General features: G+C 51.4%; 22 protein-coding genes. 17 read left to right on the top strand and 5 right to left on the bottom strand.

Annotation, left to right across the window (positions count from 1 at the left end):
* Positions 1 to 13: 13 nt before the first annotated feature.
* The 5 genes from AC2IBB_RS22460 to AC2IBB_RS22480 are packed head-to-tail and all read left to right on the top strand — an operon-like array spanning position 14 to position 3,010.
* The gene (locus tag AC2IBB_RS22460; protein WP_486328969.1) at positions 14 to 1,024 is read left to right on the top strand and encodes a phosphoadenosine phosphosulfate reductase domain-containing protein; all 1,011 of its coding nucleotides are present in this window, start codon (positions 14 to 16) and stop codon (positions 1,022 to 1,024) included.
* A gap of 14 nt (positions 1,025 to 1,038) precedes the next feature.
* Positions 1,039 to 1,734: a hypothetical protein gene (locus AC2IBB_RS22465; protein ID WP_486328970.1), complete on the top strand. Its 696-nt coding sequence runs from the start codon at positions 1,039 to 1,041 to the stop codon at positions 1,732 to 1,734.
* Positions 1,735 to 2,232 carry a siphovirus Gp157 family protein gene (locus AC2IBB_RS22470; RefSeq protein ID WP_486328971.1) on the top strand — a complete coding sequence of 166 codons (498 nt, stop codon included), beginning with the start codon at positions 1,735 to 1,737 and terminating at the stop codon, positions 2,230 to 2,232.
* 8 nt (positions 2,233 to 2,240) lie between these two features.
* Positions 2,241 to 2,648 carry a single-stranded DNA-binding protein gene (locus tag AC2IBB_RS22475; RefSeq protein ID WP_486328972.1) on the top strand — a complete coding sequence of 136 codons (408 nt, stop codon included), beginning with the start codon at positions 2,241 to 2,243 and terminating at the stop codon, positions 2,646 to 2,648.
* A 47-nt stretch (positions 2,649 to 2,695) separates the two neighbouring features.
* The gene (locus AC2IBB_RS22480) at positions 2,696 to 3,010 is read left to right on the top strand and encodes a pyocin activator PrtN family protein (RefSeq protein ID WP_486333990.1); all 315 of its coding nucleotides are present in this window, start codon (positions 2,696 to 2,698) and stop codon (positions 3,008 to 3,010) included.
* Here AC2IBB_RS22480 and AC2IBB_RS22485 read toward each other — a convergent pair.
* Positions 2,934 to 3,986 carry a tyrosine-type recombinase/integrase gene (locus tag AC2IBB_RS22485; protein ID WP_486328973.1) on the bottom strand — a complete coding sequence of 351 codons (1,053 nt, stop codon included), beginning with the start codon at positions 3,984 to 3,986 and terminating at the stop codon, positions 2,934 to 2,936. The two genes, AC2IBB_RS22480 and AC2IBB_RS22485, sit on opposite strands and share 77 nt — an antisense overlap.
* A gap of 159 nt (positions 3,987 to 4,145) precedes the next feature.
* Here AC2IBB_RS22485 and dusA point away from each other — a divergent pair, with 159 nt between their 5' ends.
* Both dusA and tal read left to right on the top strand, forming a co-directional pair.
* Positions 4,146 to 5,195, top strand: coding sequence for a tRNA dihydrouridine(20/20a) synthase DusA (dusA, locus tag AC2IBB_RS22490; protein WP_486328974.1), 1,050 nt, complete (start codon positions 4,146 to 4,148; stop codon positions 5,193 to 5,195).
* Positions 5,196 to 5,222: 27 nt separating this feature from the next.
* A complete protein-coding gene (gene tal, locus AC2IBB_RS22495) occupies positions 5,223 to 6,182 on the top strand; it encodes a transaldolase (RefSeq protein ID WP_486328975.1) in 960 nt (319 codons plus the stop codon).
* Positions 6,183 to 6,282: 100 nt separating this feature from the next.
* Here the strand turns inward: tal and AC2IBB_RS22500 are convergent, their stop codons facing one another.
* The gene (locus AC2IBB_RS22500) at positions 6,283 to 6,978 is read right to left on the bottom strand and encodes an ABC transporter ATP-binding protein (RefSeq protein ID WP_486328976.1); all 696 of its coding nucleotides are present in this window, start codon (positions 6,976 to 6,978) and stop codon (positions 6,283 to 6,285) included.
* Positions 6,971 to 8,215, bottom strand: coding sequence for a lipoprotein-releasing ABC transporter permease subunit (locus AC2IBB_RS22505; RefSeq protein ID WP_486328977.1), 1,245 nt, complete (start codon positions 8,213 to 8,215; stop codon positions 6,971 to 6,973). The genes AC2IBB_RS22500 and AC2IBB_RS22505 overlap by 8 nt, the downstream gene beginning before the upstream one ends.
* A 176-nt stretch (positions 8,216 to 8,391) precedes the next feature.
* Between AC2IBB_RS22505 and AC2IBB_RS22510 the strand changes: the two genes are divergently transcribed.
* The 9 genes from AC2IBB_RS22510 (at position 8,392) to infA (ending at position 15,523) form a co-directional block, all read left to right on the top strand.
* Positions 8,392 to 9,003, top strand: a complete 612-nt coding sequence (locus AC2IBB_RS22510; RefSeq protein ID WP_486328978.1) for a PilZ domain-containing protein — start codon at positions 8,392 to 8,394, stop codon at positions 9,001 to 9,003.
* Positions 9,004 to 9,137: 134 nt separating this feature from the next.
* A complete protein-coding gene (locus AC2IBB_RS22515) occupies positions 9,138 to 9,431 on the top strand; it encodes a hypothetical protein (RefSeq protein WP_486328979.1) in 294 nt (97 codons plus the stop codon).
* A gap of 38 nt (positions 9,432 to 9,469) precedes the next feature.
* Entirely contained in the window at positions 9,470 to 10,504 is a 1,035-nt protein-coding gene (locus tag AC2IBB_RS22520) for an agmatine deiminase family protein (RefSeq protein ID WP_486328980.1), read from the top strand.
* Positions 10,504 to 11,406 carry a carbon-nitrogen hydrolase gene (locus AC2IBB_RS22525; protein WP_486328981.1) on the top strand — a complete coding sequence of 301 codons (903 nt, stop codon included), beginning with the start codon at positions 10,504 to 10,506 and terminating at the stop codon, positions 11,404 to 11,406. The genes AC2IBB_RS22520 and AC2IBB_RS22525 overlap by 1 nt, the downstream gene beginning before the upstream one ends.
* Positions 11,407 to 11,536: 130 nt before the next feature.
* The gene (locus tag AC2IBB_RS22530; protein ID WP_486328982.1) at positions 11,537 to 12,445 is read left to right on the top strand and encodes an AAA family ATPase; all 909 of its coding nucleotides are present in this window, start codon (positions 11,537 to 11,539) and stop codon (positions 12,443 to 12,445) included.
* Between the two features lie 182 nt (positions 12,446 to 12,627).
* Complete coding sequence (trxB, locus tag AC2IBB_RS22535; protein ID WP_486328983.1) at positions 12,628 to 13,578, top strand: thioredoxin-disulfide reductase; 951 nt, start codon at positions 12,628 to 12,630, stop codon at positions 13,576 to 13,578.
* A gap of 104 nt (positions 13,579 to 13,682) precedes the next feature.
* Positions 13,683 to 14,387, top strand: coding sequence for a leucyl/phenylalanyl-tRNA--protein transferase (gene aat / locus AC2IBB_RS22540; RefSeq protein ID WP_486328984.1), 705 nt, complete (start codon positions 13,683 to 13,685; stop codon positions 14,385 to 14,387).
* A gap of 2 nt (positions 14,388 to 14,389) precedes the next feature.
* Positions 14,390 to 15,094: an arginyltransferase gene (locus AC2IBB_RS22545; protein WP_486328985.1), complete on the top strand. Its 705-nt coding sequence runs from the start codon at positions 14,390 to 14,392 to the stop codon at positions 15,092 to 15,094.
* Positions 15,095 to 15,304: 210 nt separating this feature from the next.
* Positions 15,305 to 15,523, top strand: a complete 219-nt coding sequence (gene infA, locus AC2IBB_RS22550) for a translation initiation factor IF-1 (protein WP_011396232.1) — start codon at positions 15,305 to 15,307, stop codon at positions 15,521 to 15,523.
* Positions 15,524 to 15,677: 154 nt separating this feature from the next.
* Here infA and clpA read toward each other — a convergent pair whose 3' ends face one another.
* Together clpA and clpS are read right to left on the bottom strand one after the other, a co-directional pair.
* On the bottom strand, positions 15,678 to 17,957 hold the full coding sequence (clpA, locus tag AC2IBB_RS22555; RefSeq protein WP_486328986.1) for an ATP-dependent Clp protease ATP-binding subunit ClpA: 2,280 nt from the start codon (positions 17,955 to 17,957) through the stop codon (positions 15,678 to 15,680).
* Positions 17,958 to 17,975: 18 nt separating this feature from the next.
* A complete protein-coding gene (clpS, locus tag AC2IBB_RS22560; protein WP_011396230.1) occupies positions 17,976 to 18,356 on the bottom strand; it encodes an ATP-dependent Clp protease adapter ClpS in 381 nt (126 codons plus the stop codon).
* A gap of 361 nt (positions 18,357 to 18,717) precedes the next feature.
* Between clpS and AC2IBB_RS22565 the strand changes: the two genes are divergently transcribed.
* Positions 18,718 to 19,068, top strand: coding sequence for a cold-shock protein (locus AC2IBB_RS22565; RefSeq protein WP_486328987.1), 351 nt, complete (start codon positions 18,718 to 18,720; stop codon positions 19,066 to 19,068).
* Positions 19,069 to 19,071: the final 3 nt, after the last annotated feature.

A 19,071-nucleotide genomic window follows, 5' to 3' on the forward strand; every position in this document is an offset into this window, starting at 1 on the left:
CAGGGACCGGGCCTTGAAAGAACTAAACGTTGTTTCTGTATCGGGCGGTAAAGACAGCACCGCCCTGGCCCTTCTCGCCATTGAGGAGGGCGCTTCAAACCTAGAGTTTGTGTTTGCGGATACTGGTCACGAACATCAGACCACTTACGACTACGTGGACTATTTGGACAAAGAACTGAAGCGGTTATGCGGCAAGGGGATCACACGAGTTAAGGCGGACTTTACAGCGCAAATCGCGGGTAAACGCAGATACGTACAGAAGAAGTGGCTTAAGGAGTTCATGGGAGAGGATCGGTCCAACCGATCACGGCGCAAAGCTAAGCGCCGCATCTATCAGGCGCTAAAGGCGATCAAGCCAACAGGGAATCCGTTCTTGGACCTTTGCCTCTGGAAGGGACGCTTCCCCTCCACACGTGCGCGATTCTGCTCCCAAGAGCTTAAGCATGTTCCGGTAGACGAATACATCAACAAGCTGCGGAAAGAACATGGCTATCAACGTGTGGTTCATTGGCATGGCGTGCGCCGGGACGAGTCCCGGGCCCGGGCAAACCTGGATGAGTGGGAACTCAACTTTGGCGACATTGAGAGCGGCGCCGGCTTCTGGACCTACCGCCCCTTGTTGGACTGGAAAGCGGAGGACTGCTTCGCCATGCATGCAAAATACGGCATCAAATGGAATCCGCTCTATGAGCAAGGTATGGGGCGCGTGGGATGCATGCCATGCATTCATGCTGGCAAGCGCGAGTTATTCGAGATCAGCCGACGCTTTCCGCATGTTCCTCAGACTATCGATGCTTGGGAGAAGCGTGTCTCCAGCGCATCCAAGCGCGGAATGTCTACGTTCTTTGCCGCTGACAAAACGCCAGGAGCACACAAAAAAGACTCTCGAATCAAGATGCCAAACATTTACGACGTCATTGAGTGGAGCAAAACCGGACGCGGCGGCAATCAGTATGACCTGATATCCGCCATCAATTTGGACTCTACCCCAACCTGCTCAAGCATCTACGGGCTATGTGAGTAACAACAGGATCTAACATGAACAGCAACCTACACATCTGGGAGGCAGTCGATAAGACCGCTCCCGAATACACCGAAGCCTACACCCTGCCCTCGGGTTTTGTTGGGACCAGCGTGAATGCCTCCTACCTGATCAAGCGAGCCACTGAGCAATTCGGCCCGCTTGGGACTAGCTGGGGATATGAGATTTTAGAGGAGCGCATCGACGAAGGCGCGCCGCTTAACCTGGACGCAGAAGGCCAGCAGATGATTATGGGGAAGACACACACCATCAAGCTCCGCTTCTGGTATGCCTACGAAAACGAGATCGCCGAGTTTATCCACTACGGACACACACCCTACGTCTATCGGGACGCCTTCGGCATTCAGTACGACGCAGACGCACCCAAAAAGACGCTGACGGACGCCATCAAGAAGTGCCTGTACATGCTTGGCTTTGCCGGTGACGTTACAACAGGAATGCACAAGCGCCTGCCGCCTGACCCAGGCCCCAGCCACAGCGCAGAACGGAAACGCCAAGAAGCCGCCGACAAAGCATGGCTGGACGATCAAGCGAGACTGATAGAGGAAGCGGACACAATCAGCGACCTGGAAGCGCTTTATAAGGGCGCCGCTATTCGCCTGAAATCCAGATGGGACGTCGCCGGATTACGTCGCCTGACCATCCTGTACGCAGCCAAGAAAAACACCCTGGAGCACGCGGAGCCAGCATAAGTGCCGAAGCTATACGAGATCACCGGCAAGCTTGCCGAACTACACAACATTGACGCCGACAACGACGAAACCCTGCAGCAAGCCATCGCTGACACACTGGAAGCCGTAGAGGGAGAGTTTAAGGACAAGGCCGCGCAGATCGCCCGACTACTTCAAAACCTTGAGGCCGATCGCTCCGCCATCAAGTCCGAAGTGGACCGACTAAATAAGCGCGATAAAAGCATAGAGCGCAAAGAAGAATCCATAAGCGAATACCTGCGGAACCATATGGAGCTGACACGCATTAAAACCGTCAGCACCCCGCTACACACCATCTCATGCGTAGCGGGTCGGGAGGTGGCTCACATCGATAATGAAGCAGACCTCCCACAGGATTACGTCGCCGTCGACGTGACGATAAAACCCAACAAGCAGGCCATCACCCAGGACCTGAAAGCCGGTAAAGAAGTACCCGGCGCCCGCCTGGAGCTTGGCAAGAGTTACATCCGCATTAAGTAAGGAGACACATGTTTATCAAACTCTGCGCCCTCGGGCGTGACGCCGAACTGAGATACACCCCAAGCGGACAGGCAGTGGCTACGCTCGCCCTCGCCTACAGCATCGGCCACGGCGACAACAGGCGGACCCAGTGGATCGACGGCGCGCTATGGGGCGACCGTGCTATCTCGCTGGAGCCACACCTGACCAAAGGCACAAAGCTGGTCGTGACAGCTGACGATCTGGAGCTGGAGCAGTTCACCAAGGGCGACGGCACACCCAGCGCCAAGATTCGCTGCAGGATAGTAAAGGTCGACTTTGCGAGCCCGAAACAAACCCAGCCTGCGCCGCAACCATACAGGCCAGCAACGCCGCCACCAGTCCAGACGCCTACCACAGGTCAGGCATTTGACGACTTCGACGACATTCCTTTTTGAATGACACAAAGAAAGATAAGGAAATTATGAATACTGCATTCTTACTAATGGCCGAATACGAAACAAGCCAGATACCACTCACCGTAATTGCTGAAAAGTATCTGAACATTACCGTCCGCACGGAGATACAAAGAAAGGCTCGCGCACAGCAATTTCCCTTTGCTGTATACCGCGCAAAATCCAACGCTTCAGAGTGGATTGTTCACGTTCACGACTTGGCAAACTGGATTGATACGCAAAGAGAAGAGGCAGCCAAGAACTGGGCCGCCATTAATGGGTTTAACGTTAAGCCCTTAACTCCAGGTTCTCGGGCCTCAGGTTTGTGTACCTCTTCAAAACTCCCCAGCTCTCGTGCAACGTAAACTGTTGCACCTCTACTATGCTGTAGCCGGCCTCAAAGAGCCGGCTTGTCGCCTCATGCCTTAAATCATGAAATCTCAAGTCTTCAATACCATTGAGATGGCAGGCTCTAGTAAAAATCGCACTAATAGTGCCCTCGGAGTACGGGAAGATATATTCACTATTTCGAGGCTGACGCTGGATGATTTCCCACGCCTCATTGGTATATTTGAACTTTTTGTGATTGCCATCTTTCTTAGTCGGGTGTTTCGCATTCCTTACTAATCCGACCCGAACATCATCATGGTTATCAGACCACATTAGCTTAACAATCTCCCCCTGCCTTCTCGCTGAATAAATTGCAAACCACATAATGTCATGCATAGGAATTGAGGAGCCTTGATCGCGCTGCATGAAATAATCTGAGAGTAAAGCCAACTCTTCAGCGGTAGGCCTACGATCACGCTGAACAGACTTCGCCACAAGCTTGTGTTTGCGTGCGATCACCGCTGCGTCATCAATAGCCTGCAAATTAATTGGGTAGCCAGGAAAATGAGACTTAGCAGTTCGAAACGCCACCCGAAGCCAAACTAAATCATTGTTCGCCGTAGATGCACTTACAGTTTTGCGACGATCCTTTAGGTGGTCGACAAGGTGTGCTGTAGTTAGGGTAACAAGTTCTGTGCTTGCCAGAGGCTCCATATTCAGCATCATTTTTATATGATACGTCTTAGATTCACCAAACCCTGAAATCTCATGGTATTCGTCAAAGTACCACTGAAGCACGTCACGAACCGTCAGGCCGCTAAACTGTAATCTCTCTATCGCTCCGGGCTGATCTAATTCAGTCTCTCTGCGACGCTCATACTCCTTCGCGAGCTTTAAAGTCGGAAAAGTGGCGCTCTCGCTATGAACGACCTCCCCTCCTTTTTTTACTCTAATTTGCACTCTATAGCGGGTACTGCCGTCTTTGGCTTTACGCTTGATGATGGTTGCCATGTTATACTGCCTTCCGGACGAATTTTGCACCGCGATTGCTGGTGCACTTTCCTATAATTCCATGGTGCATTTTTAGTGGATCATGGTGCACGCGTGGTGCACCAATTGTATAAAACCGCCTAATTTTGCACAAGAAAGTACAGTTTTATACAACGCAGTATGTCAACAAAATCAAGCACTAAGCCAATAGATTCGGGTGTTTCAGGTCTTCGTCGGTTTTCCGTGGCCCCGATGATGGATTGGACGGATCGTCATTACCGTTATCTGGCCCGCCTTCTTTCCAAACATACCTATTTATATACCGAGATGGTGACCACCGGCGCCATCATACATGGCGACCGCAACCGTTTCCTGGACTTCAATGCGGAAGAGCACCCTATCGCCGTCCAGCTCGGAGGCAGCAATCCTGATGAATTAAAGGAGTGCGCCAAGATCTGCGAAGACTGGGGCTATGATGAGATCAACCTGAATGTAGGTTGCCCCAGCGACCGCGTACAAAACAACATGATAGGCGCCTGCCTGATGGGATATCCTGAACGGGTGGCGGAGTGCGTGGCCGCAATGCGCTCGGCCGTTTCCATCCCGGTGACGGTCAAGCACCGCATAGGCATTGATGACCTGGACTCTGAAGAGTTCTTGCTGAACTTTGTCCGCACCGTCAAAGCAGCAGGTTGCTCCACCTTTATCATTCATGCGCGCAAGGCGATCCTTAAAGGACTCAGCCCAAAGGAAAACCGGGAAATTCCGCCACTGATTTATCCGCGCGCCTATATGATCAAACAAACCTATCCGGAGCTTGAGGTCATTATTAATGGCGGCATAAAAACCATGGACGAGACTGAAAGCCAATTGCAGGAAGTCGATGGCGTCATGATCGGGCGCGAAGCCTATCAGCGCCCATGGATGCTGGCGGACGTGGACCACCGCCTGTTTCAGACTCCGCCGCCGAGTTTCAGCGCTACGGAAATCGGCTATCAGTTTTTAGAGTATATCGAACGTAATTACCAAAATGGCGTTGCGGTCTGGCATATGGCGCGTCACGCGCTGGGTTTGTTTCACGGCCAAAAAGGTGGGAAACAGTTTCGCAGATATTTAAGCGAAAACGCCATCAAACGCACCGCCTCACCGACTGTTTTTAGAGACGCTTTAGATATAGTATCTTCTTACAAACCGTCCAACTCTCTGAACGCCGCCTCCGAGGCGGTCTGAAAGAACCAACCCAGGGATAAAAATACAATGGCTTTAAGCAAGCTCGAGCAATTACGCCAAATGACTTCCGTTGTCGCTGACACGGGCGATATCGAAGCAATCAAAAAGCACAAACCCGACGACGCAACCACCAATCCTTCGCTATTGTTAAAGGCCGCGTCTCTTCCCGTCTACGAGAGCCTGATCAATGACGCGCTCAACTATGGCAAACAACAAGCCGCTGCGCCACAAGAAGCTGTAGCCCATGCCATCGACTATCTGTCAGTTTCCATCGGCAAAGAAATCTCTAAAGTCGTTTCGGGATATATTTCTACTGAAGTGGACGCTCGCTTATCTTTCGACACCAACTCCACCATCGACAAAGCCAAGCAACTGATCAAGCTATATAGTGACATGGGCGTTGGCAAAGACCGCATTCTGATCAAAATAGCTTCCACCTGGGAAGGTATCCGCGCCGCAGAAGTACTGGAAAATCAAGGCATTCGCTGCAACCTGACGTTGCTGTTCTCCTTCACGCAAGCCGTGGCTTGCGCCGAGGCGGGCGTCTTCCTGATTTCGCCTTTTGTTGGTCGCATCTATGACTGGTACAAAACCAAGTGGAACAAAGATGAAATTTCCGCCGACGAAGATCCTGGCGTGAAATCAGTCAAATCTATTTACGAGTTCTACAAGTCGCGCGGCTATAACACTATCGTAATGGGCGCCAGCTTCCGTCACGCCGGACAAATTGAAGCTTTGTCGGGCTGCGATAAACTGACCATCAGCCCCGAGCTATTGAATGACCTGGAAGCTGATTCCGGCGAATTAACCCGCGCCCTATCCTCTGAGCAACCTAGCGCAGAGCGCGATGCGCCAATTACCGAAGCTGCATTCCGCTGGGGCATGAACGAAGACGCTATGGCGACCGAAAAACTCGCCGAAGGCATTCGCAAGTTCGCTGAGGATCAAGTTAAGTTGGAGCAAATGCTGCTGCAAAAGATGGGCTGAACCCTATAGGCCCATTCTGGACGGGCCAGTCCTATAAAAAAGGCGGACTCCTATCAGAGCCCGCCTTTTTATTTTCATCTGAATTTTCCGCTACGATGTTCTATAAAGAGTCGCGACTGACTTTCGCCAATACGCCTTCTTTTAAAGAATATTGCTCATCCATGCGCGCCGCGAGCCCGTAATCATGGGTTACCAACACAAACGCAGTCTGATTCTGGCGCACCAAATCCCATAGCAGGGCCTGTACAGAGTCCGCTGTTTCCGGGTCCAGATTACCGGTAGGCTCATCCATCAGAACACAGGAAGGCCTGGGAGAAAGCGCTCGCGCTATCGCCACACGCTGACGCTCACCACCAGACAACTGCCCCGGGCGGTGCTTGAGGCGGTGCGACAAGCCCACTCGCTCCAGCCAATATTCCGCTTCTTTTTTAGCCTCTTTGACCGCAACGCCTCTCAATAACAAAGGCATGCTGACATTTTCCAGCGCGCTGAATTCGGGTAACAAGTGATGAAACTGATAGACAAAACCGACGTGAGCGTTACGTAGTCGAGCCTTCGCTTTCTCGTCCATGCTGTGCACTGCCTGCCCCGAGATGCTAATAGAGCCCGAACTTGGGTGATCCAGCGCGCCCATAATGTTCAGTAACGTGGACTTACCTGACCCAGAAGCGCCGACAATGGCGACGGTTTGTTCTGGATACAGAGCAATCTCAACGCCACGCAAAACTTCAATAGACTCTTTACCTTGCTTATATACTTTATGCACAGAACGGCATTCAAGCACCGGATTACTCATATCTTAGAGCCTCCGCTGGTTCAACTTTGGAAGCCCGCCAGGCAGGATAGATGGTGACAAGGAAACTGATTAGCAGAGTGGATGAACAAATCAGCGTAACGTCCCCCCACCTCAAATCAGATGGCAAATAGCTTATAAAATAGACCCCCGAATCCAAGAACTGCACTCCCGATACTTCTTCAAACCATTCAACCATGTCACTGATGTTAAGGGCCAACAGACACCCGAGCAAGCCGCCTAAAGCCGTGCCCACAATGCCGATAAACATACCCTGCACCATAAATATACGTAATATCTTTCCTGGTGTGGCGCCCATCGTCCGTAAAATGGCTATGTCAGCCTTCTTATCAGTAACGACCATAACCAAAGTGGAGACAATGTTGAACGCCGCTACTGCGACGATGAACATCAATAGCAATCCAACCAGTCTCTTTTCCATTTGAATAGCTTGAAACAGATTGCCATGGGTACGTGTCCAGTTGCTGGAGTAATATTCACTGCGCCCCAATTCTGAAACGATTGTCCGGGAGACTTTTTCAGAGCTGAACAGGTCCTTCATTCGCAGGCGCACGCCTTCAACTGCATCCCCCAGACGTTTAATCTTCGCGGCGTCTTCAATATTGACTAAAGCCAGAGTGCCGTCCACTTCCGCCCCAACACTAAATATTCCTTTAACTGTAAACCTCTTCATACGAGGAAATACGCCTGCGGGCGTCACCGAGGCCTCAGGAAGAATAATTGTGATCTTATCGCCAACCCTTGCTCGCATGTAGCTGGCCAGAATATCACCAAGGACAATACCAAACTCCCCTGGCTTCAAGTCATCCAAGGCGCCGGAAATAAGGTGATTCTGAACGATGGAGACCTGTTTCTCCGCCTCGGGATCAATGCCGTTGATCATGATGCCATGAACGTTACCGGCGGCTGTCGCCATACCTTGGGCATATATAAATGGAGCAGCCCCTTCCACTTCTGGATGCTGCATGGCGAAGTCTTTTACTTCTCGCCAATTACCCATAGGCGCATAGCTCTTAACCACAGCATGCGGCACCATGCCCAAAATTCGCTGCCTCATTTCCCGATCAAAACCATTCATTACCGAAAGAACGGTGATGAGCACCAACACTCCAAGAATCAACCCAATCATGGACGTCAAGGAGATAAAAGAAATAAAGTGGTTATCTCGCTTCGCCGAGGTATAGCGCAAGCCTATAAATAGAGATAAGGGTTTATACATCCACAGAGCACCTGGTATTAATGGTTGGCTTGTTGGCGGGCTTTATCGCCGCCTGAAAGTATGATCGGATGGGAGCGTCCGACTGGCCGCTTTAGCTGAATAAGTTAATTAGCCCAAATCAAGCGGCGTAAAACTATAATCTATTAATAAGTGTTTCACTACTACGGTTTATTAATATGTCCGACCCAGACGTCACGCCAGATAACCGGAGGGACTACTACCGCATTCATGATCAGGCTTCGGTAGAGTACAGGGAGCGTAATGCGAGCAATCACACCATGGCGGAGTTCTACCGGCATCCGGTCTATTTCGAGATGCTGAATGAATTACAAAGCCTGGACCTGGAAACCACCAAGCTGATGGGACAGGTCGCGGAAAAAGACCGCTCTCTGGCGGCGCTGTTAAAAGCTCTCAACAAAAAAGTCGACTTGATAGCCCGCACCGTCTCTCTGGTGGAGTCGGACATTAAAGAAGATAGACTGCAGTTCATTGATTTGAGCGAGGGCGGTATGGCTTTCGTCAGCCTTCATCAGGAACGTCCGGGACGCCAGTTGGTTCTGAAGGCGACACTCGTGCCGAGCTATATCTCCATTCTCACCGAAGCGGAAGTCGTCAGCTCCGAGTCCGTCAAGGAGCACCCTGAAAATGCGCTCAGTCAAGATCAGGAGAACGGGACTGGCTTCATTACACGTGTCAATTTCATCAATTTCAGCGAGTCTCAGCGCCAAATCATCGCAAGACATATTCTGAGAACCCAGCAACAGCAACGCAGACGTCAACTGGAATAAGATGGGGCCGTTACGCAACTCCAATTAGAGTTATTCAATTAATGACAAAGACTTGCGTATGAAATTTTAAGTGTCTAATCAGCTAAATACAGCTAGACTAGTATGTTAAAGAAAACGAATTTAGGAATAAGTCGATGCTAAATTCTTGGAATAAGTTATTCGCTATCGCTTTAATCAGTTTAGCGCCATTGGCCAACGCTGATGAACTAGTTACACCTGTCATGCAGCAAGGCTCATCGAGCGCTGGCATGGAAACGCCACGCACAGGCCTGACCATGAGCGCGGTGGAAAAGCGCTATGGCAGCCCCTCTCATGTAAAGGGCCCGGTCGGAGACCCGCCGATCACAGTATGGGAGTACGGAAGCTATTCCGTATATTTTGAGGGCGATCGCGTAATTCATACTGTACTTAAGCCTGTCAAACCGTAAACTACTCGCCCCTTAAACTGTTTACGATGGATTAACCAGTGAGCACTATTGTCCTGCCTCCTGAATGGGCGCCGCAGAGCGCCGTTCTGCTGACTTGGCCTCATGAGCAAACCGACTGGGCCGACCGCCTGGAAGAGGTTGACAGAACTTTTTTGGATATCGCCATAGCGGTATGCAAACACCAGAATCTGGTCATTAACTGTCAATCGTTTCCGCGGCTGGAGGCGATCGCCGACGCATTGCACGAAAACGGCGTGCCTCCTGAAAAAGTGGCGCTGTTTTGCGCCCCGTCGAACGACACCTGGAGTCGGGACCACGGACCCATCACCATTTATGACAATGACGAGCCGGTGCTGCTGGATTTTCACTTCAACGCCTGGGGCGGCAAGTTTGATTACGAAAAAGACGACCAGATAACCGCGACGCTTTATGAGCTGGGCGCGTTTGACGGCGCCGCCTTACGCCACATTCCTTATATTCTGGAAGGCGGCTCTATTGAGACGGACGGCCGCGGCACCTTGCTGACCACCTCCGCCTGCCTGTTAACGCCGACGCGCAACCCGGACGCCACGAAAGAGAAAGTGGAAGCTGTAATGGCGGAGCATCTGGGCATTCAGCGCACTTTGTGGCTGGATCACGGTTATTTGGCGGGTGACGACACCGACAGCCATATTGACACCCTCGCCCGCTTCTGCGACGAACGCACTATCTGTTACGTACAGTGCCAGGATTCAGAAGACGAACATTACGCAGAATTGTCCGCTATGGAACAGCAGCTGCAGTCTTTCGTCGATGCAGACGGCGCCCCTTACAGACTGGTTCCGCTGCCAATGGCGAGCGCAGCCTACGATGAAGACGGCCAACGCCTGCCAGCGACCTACGCCAACTTTCTGATCATCAACGATGCAGTGCTGGTTCCGGTGTATGGGGTTCCTGAAGATCAGGCGGCGCTGGAAGCCATACAGTCATGCTTCCCTGATCGTAATATTGAGGCCATTGACTGCCGCAGCCTGATTGAACAGCATGGAAGTCTTCACTGCGTCACCATGCAACTACCGGATGGAGTGATCTGATGAAAAAAACCACCTTGCAGGTGGCGGCCCTTCAACAGCAAAGCTTTCCTGAGAAAGAAAAAAGTCTGGCGTTGACGGCTGAGCTGATTGCTCAAGCAGCAGCGCAAGGCGCTGAATTGATCGTGTTGCAGGAACTGCACGCCACCCTGTACTTCTGTCAGACAGAAGACGTCGAAGTCTTTAATTTGGCGGAGCCGATTCCCGGCCCGACCACCGAGTTCCTGTCCGAGTGCGCGCGCAACCACAATGTGGTGATCGTTGGCTCTTTATTTGAGAAGCGCGCCCCAGGCCTCTACCACAATACGGCGGTCGTATTGGAGAAAGACGGATCATTGGTCGGCAAATACCGCAAGATGCATATTCCTGACGACCCCGGTTTTTATGAGAAGTTTTACTTCACTCCCGGCGACGCCGATGCGGACGCAGGCTTCAAGCCAATCCAGACTTCTGTCGGCAAACTGGGCGTACTGGTGTGCTGGGATCAATGGTATCCAGAGGCAGCAAGATTAATGGCGCTGGCCGGCGCAGACATGCTGATTTATCCCACCGCCATCGGCTGGGACGTACGCGATGATCAGGCTGAACACAAACGCCAACTGGAAGCCTGGATCACCATCCAGCGCGCTCACGCCGTCGCCAACGGATTGCCAGTCATTGTCGCCAACCGCGTCGGCCAAGAACCCGATCCCTCACAACAGTCTCCTGGCAGTCTGTTTTGGGGCAACAGCTTTATCGCCGGGCAGCAGGGTGAAATTCTGCGTCAGGCCGACGACTCCAGCGTGCAGATCATTTCCGCGGAAGTAGACCTGCAGAGAACCGACGATGTCCGCCGCATCTGGCCCTACCTGCGCGACCGCAGAGTAGACGCCTACCATAACCTGACCCGTCGGTATATCGACTAGCTGACGCCAGAAGCGGACTTTAACGTCCGCTTCTTTATTAAGCGCCCAAATTTTCTGGTGCGACTATAATTCTCAGACAGTCATGCGGCAGCAGCCAACTGATTTCCGTTTATCAATGATTGGACGAACCATGACAGAAATCGTCAGACAGGCCGTCGCACAAGTCGGCAAAGTGGTTTTGGGCAAAGAGCACCAGATCAAACTCGCACTTACCTCCCTCCTCTGCCAAGGTCACCTGCTGATAGAAGATTTGCCTGGAATGGGTAAAACCACATTATCCCACGCCATGGCGCAAACCTTGGGCCTGAGCTACAACCGCGTACAGTTCACCAGCGACCTGTTGCCTTCAGACCTCATCGGCATCAATCTATTCGACAGAAATAAAAGCGAGTTCACTTTTCACAAAGGCCCGCTGTTCGCGCAATTGGTGCTTGCCGACGAGATCAACCGCGCCACGCCAAAAGCTCAAAGCGCTCTGCTAGAGGCCATGGAAGAGCGCCAGATCAGTGTTGAAGGGACCACTTACGCACTACCAAAGCCCTTCTTTGTCATCGCAACCCAAAACCCATCCGATCAGTCAGGGACCTTTCTGCTGCCAGAATCACAAATGGATCGGTTCTTTATGCGCATTCATCTTGGCTATCCACCGCCGGAGGCTGAACGTGAACTTCTGAAAGGCAATGATCGCCGGGCTCTGCTAAGCAAGCTGCAGCCCGTTATGCCACCAGATGTGCTGGCGGAACTCCAGACACAGGTATTGGCAGTGCGAGCCACCGACCCGCTGATAGACTACATTCAGCGCATCATTGCCTACACCCGCAGCCACAGCGGCTTCAAAGACGGTATATCGCCTCGCGGGGCTATCGCGCTATTACGGGCCGCTAAGGGCTGGGCGCTGCTGGAAGGCCGCCAGCATGTATTGCCTGACGATGTGCAGACCGTGCTACCTGCGGTTGTGGAACATAGGCTCGGAGGCTCCAGCCGTGCGGAACATTATCCGCTGTCCACCCAAATCTTGAGAGAGGTGACCGTGGTCTGAAGTCCGCCTCACCTATAATTACGTAGCTCTATATGCTCCATAACCAAATATAATCAATCCGATTAAACAATTATGGTACTTTAAGCGCATTATTTTAATGCCTTCCAGCCACAGGGATCACCGGATGCAACGGCAAGGGGTCCGTACCAGGCATTGTTTTATTTCAGCATTAAGGAACGTCAATGAGTAAAGAAACCAGGCACATCAAACTGCTTATTCTCGGCTCCGGCCCCGCCGGCTACACCGCTGCAGTCTACGCAGCGCGCGCCAATCTGGACCCGGTTATGATCACCGGCATGCAGATGGGCGGACAATTGACCACCACTACCGACGTAGACAACTGGCCTGGCGACGACGCTGGCGTCCAAGGTCCTGAGCTGATGCAGCGCATGCAGAAGCACGCAGAGCGTTTTGACACTGAAATCATTTTCGACCACATCAATGAAACAGATCTGAGCCAGCGCCCTTTCCGCCTGAAAGGCGACAATGGCGAATACACCTGTGACGCCTTGATTATCGCTACTGGCGCTTCAGCGCAATATCTTGGCCTGGACTCTGAAGAGGCGTTTAAGGGCAAAGGCGTCAGCGCTTGCGCCACTTGTGACGGTTTCTTTTACCGCAAGCAGAAAGTCGCAGTTATCGGCGGCGGCAACACGGCTGTAGAAGAAGCGCTTTACTTGTCCAATATTGCAGCAGAAGTCACCCTGGTGCATCGCCGCGACAAGTTGCGCGCGGAAAAAATCCTGCAAGACAAACTGTTCGAAAAAGAGCAAAACGGCAACATCAAGATTATCTGGGATCACACACTGGATGAGGTCTTGGGCGACGACTCCGGCGTGACAGGACTGCGCCTGCGCAGCACAAAGGACGATAGCACTCAGGAATTGGAGCTGACTGGCGTGTTTATCGCTATCGGCCACAAACCCAACACCGACATTTTCGCTGGCCAACTGGATATGAAAGACGGCTACATCAAAATTCGCTCCGGCTCTGAAGGCAATGCAACCCAGACCAGCGTACCCGGCGTATTCGCCGCAGGCGACGTTGCCGACCATATCTACCGCCAGGCGGTAACTTCGGCGGGCTTTGGCTGCATGGCCGCTCTTGACGCCGAGAAGTTCCTGGACCAATAATCCCACCGGGAATGCGACTAAACGCCCATTAATCCTAATGGGCGTTTTTGTTTCCGTGTTCTTCGATATTGTATTTTAAAACAAGCCCAGCAAGATCCATTTCTATGCCCGCCCTACCCTGGTTAGACGAAAACCTATGGTTTCCTCATCCTGACAGCGCCTTGAAGGATCCAAACGGCCTGCTCTGTGTCGGTGGCGATCTCCATCCCGCCCGCTTACGTCTAGCGTATGAAAACGGCATTTTTCCCTGGTTCAGCGACGACCAGCCGATACTTTGGTGGTCTCCCGATCCACGCTGCGTCATTCGACACGAAGACTTGCATATATCCCGCAGCATGCGCCGCTTTTTGCGTAACAGCAGACTTACTTACAGCTTCGACCAGCAGTTCAGTCAGGTAGTGCAATCCTGCGCTGCGCCTCGGTCCTACTCAAACGAAACCTGGATTACTCCGGACATGCTTCAGGCGTATAGCTATCTCCATCAGATTGGCCTCGCTCACAGCATTGAAGTATGGCGGGAGTCCGAACTGGTTGGCGGATTGTATGGCCTCGCCATCGGGCGCTGCTTTTTTGGCGAGTCCATGTTTTCCAGAGAAACCAACGCCTCCAAAGCGGCATTCATCACTATGGTCCGGCAGTTACACGCCTGGGGCTATCGATTGATTGACTGCCAGGTGCCCAATCCGCACCTTCTCTCTTTGGGGGCTTGCCAGATTTCAAGAAAAGAGTTTTTATCTATACTAGAAATAGAGGTGCGAGCCGATTTCTCTCACCCCTGGAAGATGACGATAGACCCCACAGGCTGCTGACGATGTCGAATTTAAGGACTCTGGTTTTTTACGCCACGCCGGAACACCCGTGCAGTTACCTTGACGATCGCCTGGCCACCACCATGTTCGTGGACCCTAAAGCGGACATCAACCTGGACCTGTACAGTCGCCTGTCGCAATTGGGGTTCCGTCGCAGCGGTAACCATTACTACAAACCTCGCTGCAATGGATGCAACGCGTGCATCGCCGTGCGCATCCCAACCGAGGAGTTCAGCCGTACGCGCAGCCAGGAACGCACCTGGAAGCGCAACTCAGACCTGGAAGTCCATCTTCGCACCGCACAGTTTGACCAAGAGCACTTCGCTCTTTATCAACGCTACATCAGCGCCCGCCATCAAGATGGGGATATGTATCCGCCTACGCTGGATCAGTATGAGTCCTTTCTGCTGGAAGCCCGACCAGAAACCTTGTTTGTAGAGTTTCGCCTAGGCGCTAAATTACTCGCCATCGCGGTGACGGACAGAACCTCTGATGGCCTCTCGGCAATCTATACCTTTTTCGACCCCAATGAAGATAAACGCGCCCTGGGCGTCTACGCCATTCTGTGGCAGCTTCAATTCGCTCGTGAGCAACGCCTCCCGTTTTTGTACCTGGGATACTGGATAAGGGGCTGCCGGAAAATGTCTTATAAAACCAATTACCGGCCCATTCAAGTGTTAGTCAGAGACTCTTGGATCACCATTTAAAGGCTAACATTCATACACCTCTCGACGACAATGCATCCTTATTTCTACGTCAACTCGAAAAAATTGCGAAATAGAGGCCGATTATCCAGATAATAAAGAATTGGCTTTTGCACTTTGATTATAATTAAGGCAAAATTCGCTCTCTTAAAAAAGCGCTTACTATTTTTTAACTTTTTGCGCTTAACACGAATTTCATGAGGACAAAGCTGAATGGCGAAAGAAGGTAATATTGAAATGGAAGGGACCATCATTGACACCCTTCCCAATACAATGTTCAGGGTTCAACTCGAAAATGGTCATGTCGTTACCGCCCATATCTCTGGAAAAATGCGCAAGAACTACATCCGCATTCTGACCGGAGACAAAGTCAAAGTAGAAATGACCCCCTACGACCTTAGCAAAGGTCGCATCGTATACCGCGCCCGCTAATACCTCACACAGCCTCCCATAACGCCGCCAGAGCTATTTTAGTATGTTCTGTAATTGGAGAGACTTGTAAATCACCAGTGACATCCTGGTGGTTTAATCCGGCGAAATAAAAAAGGGGCTACCGCCCCTTTTTTAGCTTTCAACACCTTTTCAGTTAGGGCGTAGACTCATCTAGAAGCTCGCGCTCCGGCACATATTTGAAGTGCAGCTTATCGTCTTTCACACTGACAAATACCGTGCCGCCACACTCCGCCAAATCCCCGAACAGAATCTGCTCTGCAAGCGGCTTTTTGATACTCTCCTGAATAAGGCGCGCCATCGGCCTCGCCCCCATCTTTTCGTCGTATCCGTGCACCGCAAGCCACGCTTTTGCTTCAGTGTCGAACTCCAACAGGATGCGCTTATCGTCCAGCTGCGCCTGCATTTCGGTCAGGAACTTGTCAACCACATGGGTGATTGTTGTAGCGTCCAATGGACCGAACTGAATAATGCCGTCAAGACGGTTTCTAAACTCAGGCGTGAAGGTTTTGGTAATGATCTCCATGCCATCAGTGCTGTGGTCCTGAGAGCGGAAACCAATGGAGCGACGACTCATTTCTTCAGCGCCTGCATTGGTTGTCATCACCAGAATCACATGACGGAAGTCCGCTTTGCGGCCATTGTTGTCAGTCAGAGTGCCATGGTCCATCACCTGCAGAAGCAGGTTAAAGACTTCCGGGTGCGCCTTCTCAATCTCATCCAGCAACAACACGCAGTGGGGATTTTTGTTCACTGCTTCGGTCAATAAACCACCCTGATCAAACCCGACATAGCCGGGAGGCGCACCAATCAAGCGGGAAACAGTATGTCTTTCCATGTACTCGGACATGTCAAAACGCACAAGCTCCACACCTAGAATTTTGGCTAATTGACGAGTCACCTCAGTCTTACCAACCCCGGTGGGGCCAGCAAACAGGAATGAACCTTCAGGCTTACCATCTGACTTAAGGCCAGCTCTGGAGAGCTTGATGGCGGTCACCAAGGCTTCAATCGCAGGATCTTGACCAAACACCACCATCTTCAGGTTACGCTGCAAGTTACGCAGCTTGTCTTTATCTGAAGAGGAGACGGTTTTCGGCGGAATCCTCGCGATAGACGCGACGACACTCTCAACAATATGAATATCGATAATCTTGGCGCGCTCGGCCTCAGGCTTCAGCCTCTGACTGGCGCCCGCCTCATCAATAACATCAATCGCCTTATCCGGCATATGGCGATCGTTGATATAACGATCCGCCAGGTCCGCAGCTGAACGCAACGCCGCATCCGTGTACTCAACTTCATGATGCTTCTCGAACTGCCGCTTTAGGCCTTTCAGAATCAGATATGTGTCATTTACGGAAGGCTCGACTACGTCAATCTTCTGGAAACGACGCGCCAAAGCGCTGTCTTTCTCAAATATGCCGCGGAACTCAGTAAAGGTGGTAGAGCCAATACAACGGATTTCACCTGAACTCAGCAACGGCTTCAGCAGGTTAGACGCATCCATAACACCGCCGGAGGCAGAACCCGCGCCAATGATGGTATGAATCTCGTCAATAAACAAAATGGACTTGGTTTGACGCTTCAGCTCTTTCAAAAGCGCCTTGAAACGCTTCTCGAAGTCACCGCGGTATTTGGTGCCCGCCAGCAGTGCGCCAAGGTCCAGGGAATAGACCACCGCATCTTTGATAATATCCGGCACATTGCCTTCGACAATTTGTTTGGCCAGACCTTCCGCAATGGCTGTTTTACCAACGCCAGCCTCACCCACCAAAAGCGGGTTGTTTTTACGCCGACGAGAAAGAATCTGCATGACCCTTTCCAATTCTTTGTCACGCCCGATCAATGGATCAATTCGACCCAGTCTGGCCTGCTCATTCAGATTGGTTGCGTACGATTCCAAAGGTTTCGAACCGCCGCCTTCCTCCAAGCCTTCCTCTTGATGTTCGTGCTCCTCGTCCTGTTCACGATCGCCGGAAACTTTGGAAATGCCGTGACTGATATAGTTAACCACATCAATACGAGCGACGTTCTGTTTCTTCAGAACATATACCGCCTGACTTTCCTGTTCGCTAAAAATGGCGACCAGAACATTAGCGCCAGTCACTTCTTTCTTGCCTGAGGACTGGACATGAAATACGGCTCTTTGAAGCACCCGTTGAAAACCAAGAGTCGGCTGAGTTTCCCGCTCTGGATCGTTGTTCGGAATCAACGGCGTAGTCGAATCAACAAACTCCGAAAGCTCGTTACGCAGCTGGCTCAAGTCCGCACCGCAAGCGGTTAGCACTTTTAGTGCGGAATCATTGTCGAGCAGGGCAAGCAAAAGGTGCTCGACCGTCATGAATTCATGACGTTTTTCGCGCGCGCTTTTGAAAGCTGCATTAAGAGTTAATTCGAGGTCTTTACTTAGCATTTGGCACCTCAGGAATGACTAATCCGCTCTTTCTATCTCACATAGCAGGGGGTGTTCACACTCGGACGAGTACTGGTTTACCTGAGCCGCCTTCGACTCAGCGATGTCCCTGGTGAACACTCCACATACTGCACGCCCTTGGGTATGCACCGCCAGCATAACTTGCGTAGCCTTAGGTTCCGACATGTTGAAAAACCTTATCAACACCTCAACAACGAAGTCCATCGGTGTATAGTCGTCATTCAACATAACAACCTGATACATCGAGGGCCGCTTCAGCGCCGGTTTCTCAGGCGCTAGCGCTAGACTCCCGGGGTGGTCCCCATCTTGGTTCCCTTCATCCTCCAGGCCATCGTTGTCCTGATTTAATATTAGTAGACTATTTTCAACTTTACCCATAGCCGGATTGAATAATTTAGTTAAATTTTTACAGTAGTTCGTAACTTTCCGGCAACCAGCTCTGAGCTCTTTTTTGCAACACAATAACTGCCCGCCAACTACACTATACGCCAAATATAAAAGTGGAGTCGCCCCATCCAAACTTCAATGGGCCCAGCCTTTTGGCCGGTTACTTTCAATATGCGCTGCTTTATAATACTATCTGCTTTGGTAGCAAACTAGGCCGAGATACTCGAATTGCTGTACTGCTGCTACCGGTGCTTTAGTTGTAAAGCGAAAGTAGTAAAATTAGAGTGGACTGGCCAATAGACAAAAATAACTAGGGTAAAAGCCCATCTCTATGGAGACAAGGGAGTCGATCATGCCTCAAGGTAAAGTAAAATGGTTCAATAATGCCAAGGGCTACGGCTTTATCATCGCTGATGAAGGAAACGGCGATCTCTGCAAAGAAGATCTGTTCGTCCACTTCTCGTCAATCCAAATGGAAGGATACAAGACGCTGAAAGCGGGACAAGCTGTTAATTTTGACGCACAGCCCAGCGGCAAAGGATTTCATGCGGTCAATATTGTTCCGCTAGAATCCGAACCAGAAAAATCCTCGAAAGAACCTGAAACGGAGTCTGCGGAAGGCCAACAAAGCACCGCAAACACCGAGACAGTCGAGAATAAATCAAAAGAGAATTCAAGGACGCCAATGGCTGCAAGCGCCTAGCTT

The organism is Hahella sp. NS-SX17 (genome assembly GCF_057367735.1).

What these genes read in the sequence shown, in the direction of transcription:
- AC2IBB_RS22465 (WP_486328970.1), top strand. Translation starts at nt 1,039, where the DNA reads ATGAACAGCAACCTACACATCTGGGAGGCAGTCGATAAGACCGCTCCC.
- AC2IBB_RS22475 (WP_486328972.1), top strand. Translation starts at nt 2,241, where the DNA reads ATGTTTATCAAACTCTGCGCCCTCGGGCGTGACGCCGAACTGAGATAC.
- AC2IBB_RS22480 (WP_486333990.1), top strand. Translation starts at nt 2,696, where the DNA reads ATGGCCGAATACGAAACAAGCCAGATACCACTCACCGTAATTGCTGAA.
- AC2IBB_RS22485 (WP_486328973.1), bottom strand. Translation starts at nt 3,986, where the DNA reads ATGGCAACCATCATCAAGCGTAAAGCCAAAGACGGCAGTACCCGCTAT.
- dusA (WP_486328974.1), top strand. Translation starts at nt 4,146, where the DNA reads ATGTCAACAAAATCAAGCACTAAGCCAATAGATTCGGGTGTTTCAGGT.
- tal (WP_486328975.1), top strand. Translation starts at nt 5,223, where the DNA reads ATGGCTTTAAGCAAGCTCGAGCAATTACGCCAAATGACTTCCGTTGTC.
- AC2IBB_RS22500 (WP_486328976.1), bottom strand. Translation starts at nt 6,978, where the DNA reads ATGAGTAATCCGGTGCTTGAATGCCGTTCTGTGCATAAAGTATATAAG.
- AC2IBB_RS22505 (WP_486328977.1), bottom strand. Translation starts at nt 8,215, where the DNA reads ATGTATAAACCCTTATCTCTATTTATAGGCTTGCGCTATACCTCGGCG.
- AC2IBB_RS22510 (WP_486328978.1), top strand. Translation starts at nt 8,392, where the DNA reads ATGTCCGACCCAGACGTCACGCCAGATAACCGGAGGGACTACTACCGC.
- AC2IBB_RS22515 (WP_486328979.1), top strand. Translation starts at nt 9,138, where the DNA reads ATGCTAAATTCTTGGAATAAGTTATTCGCTATCGCTTTAATCAGTTTA.
- AC2IBB_RS22525 (WP_486328981.1), top strand. Translation starts at nt 10,504, where the DNA reads ATGAAAAAAACCACCTTGCAGGTGGCGGCCCTTCAACAGCAAAGCTTT.
- AC2IBB_RS22530 (WP_486328982.1), top strand. Translation starts at nt 11,537, where the DNA reads ATGACAGAAATCGTCAGACAGGCCGTCGCACAAGTCGGCAAAGTGGTT.
- trxB (WP_486328983.1), top strand. Translation starts at nt 12,628, where the DNA reads ATGAGTAAAGAAACCAGGCACATCAAACTGCTTATTCTCGGCTCCGGC.
- aat (WP_486328984.1), top strand. Translation starts at nt 13,683, where the DNA reads ATGCCCGCCCTACCCTGGTTAGACGAAAACCTATGGTTTCCTCATCCT.
- AC2IBB_RS22545 (WP_486328985.1), top strand. Translation starts at nt 14,390, where the DNA reads ATGTCGAATTTAAGGACTCTGGTTTTTTACGCCACGCCGGAACACCCG.
- infA (WP_011396232.1), top strand. Translation starts at nt 15,305, where the DNA reads ATGGCGAAAGAAGGTAATATTGAAATGGAAGGGACCATCATTGACACC.
- clpA (WP_486328986.1), bottom strand. Translation starts at nt 17,957, where the DNA reads ATGCTAAGTAAAGACCTCGAATTAACTCTTAATGCAGCTTTCAAAAGC.
- clpS (WP_011396230.1), bottom strand. Translation starts at nt 18,356, where the DNA reads ATGGGTAAAGTTGAAAATAGTCTACTAATATTAAATCAGGACAACGAT.
- AC2IBB_RS22565 (WP_486328987.1), top strand. Translation starts at nt 18,718, where the DNA reads ATGCCTCAAGGTAAAGTAAAATGGTTCAATAATGCCAAGGGCTACGGC.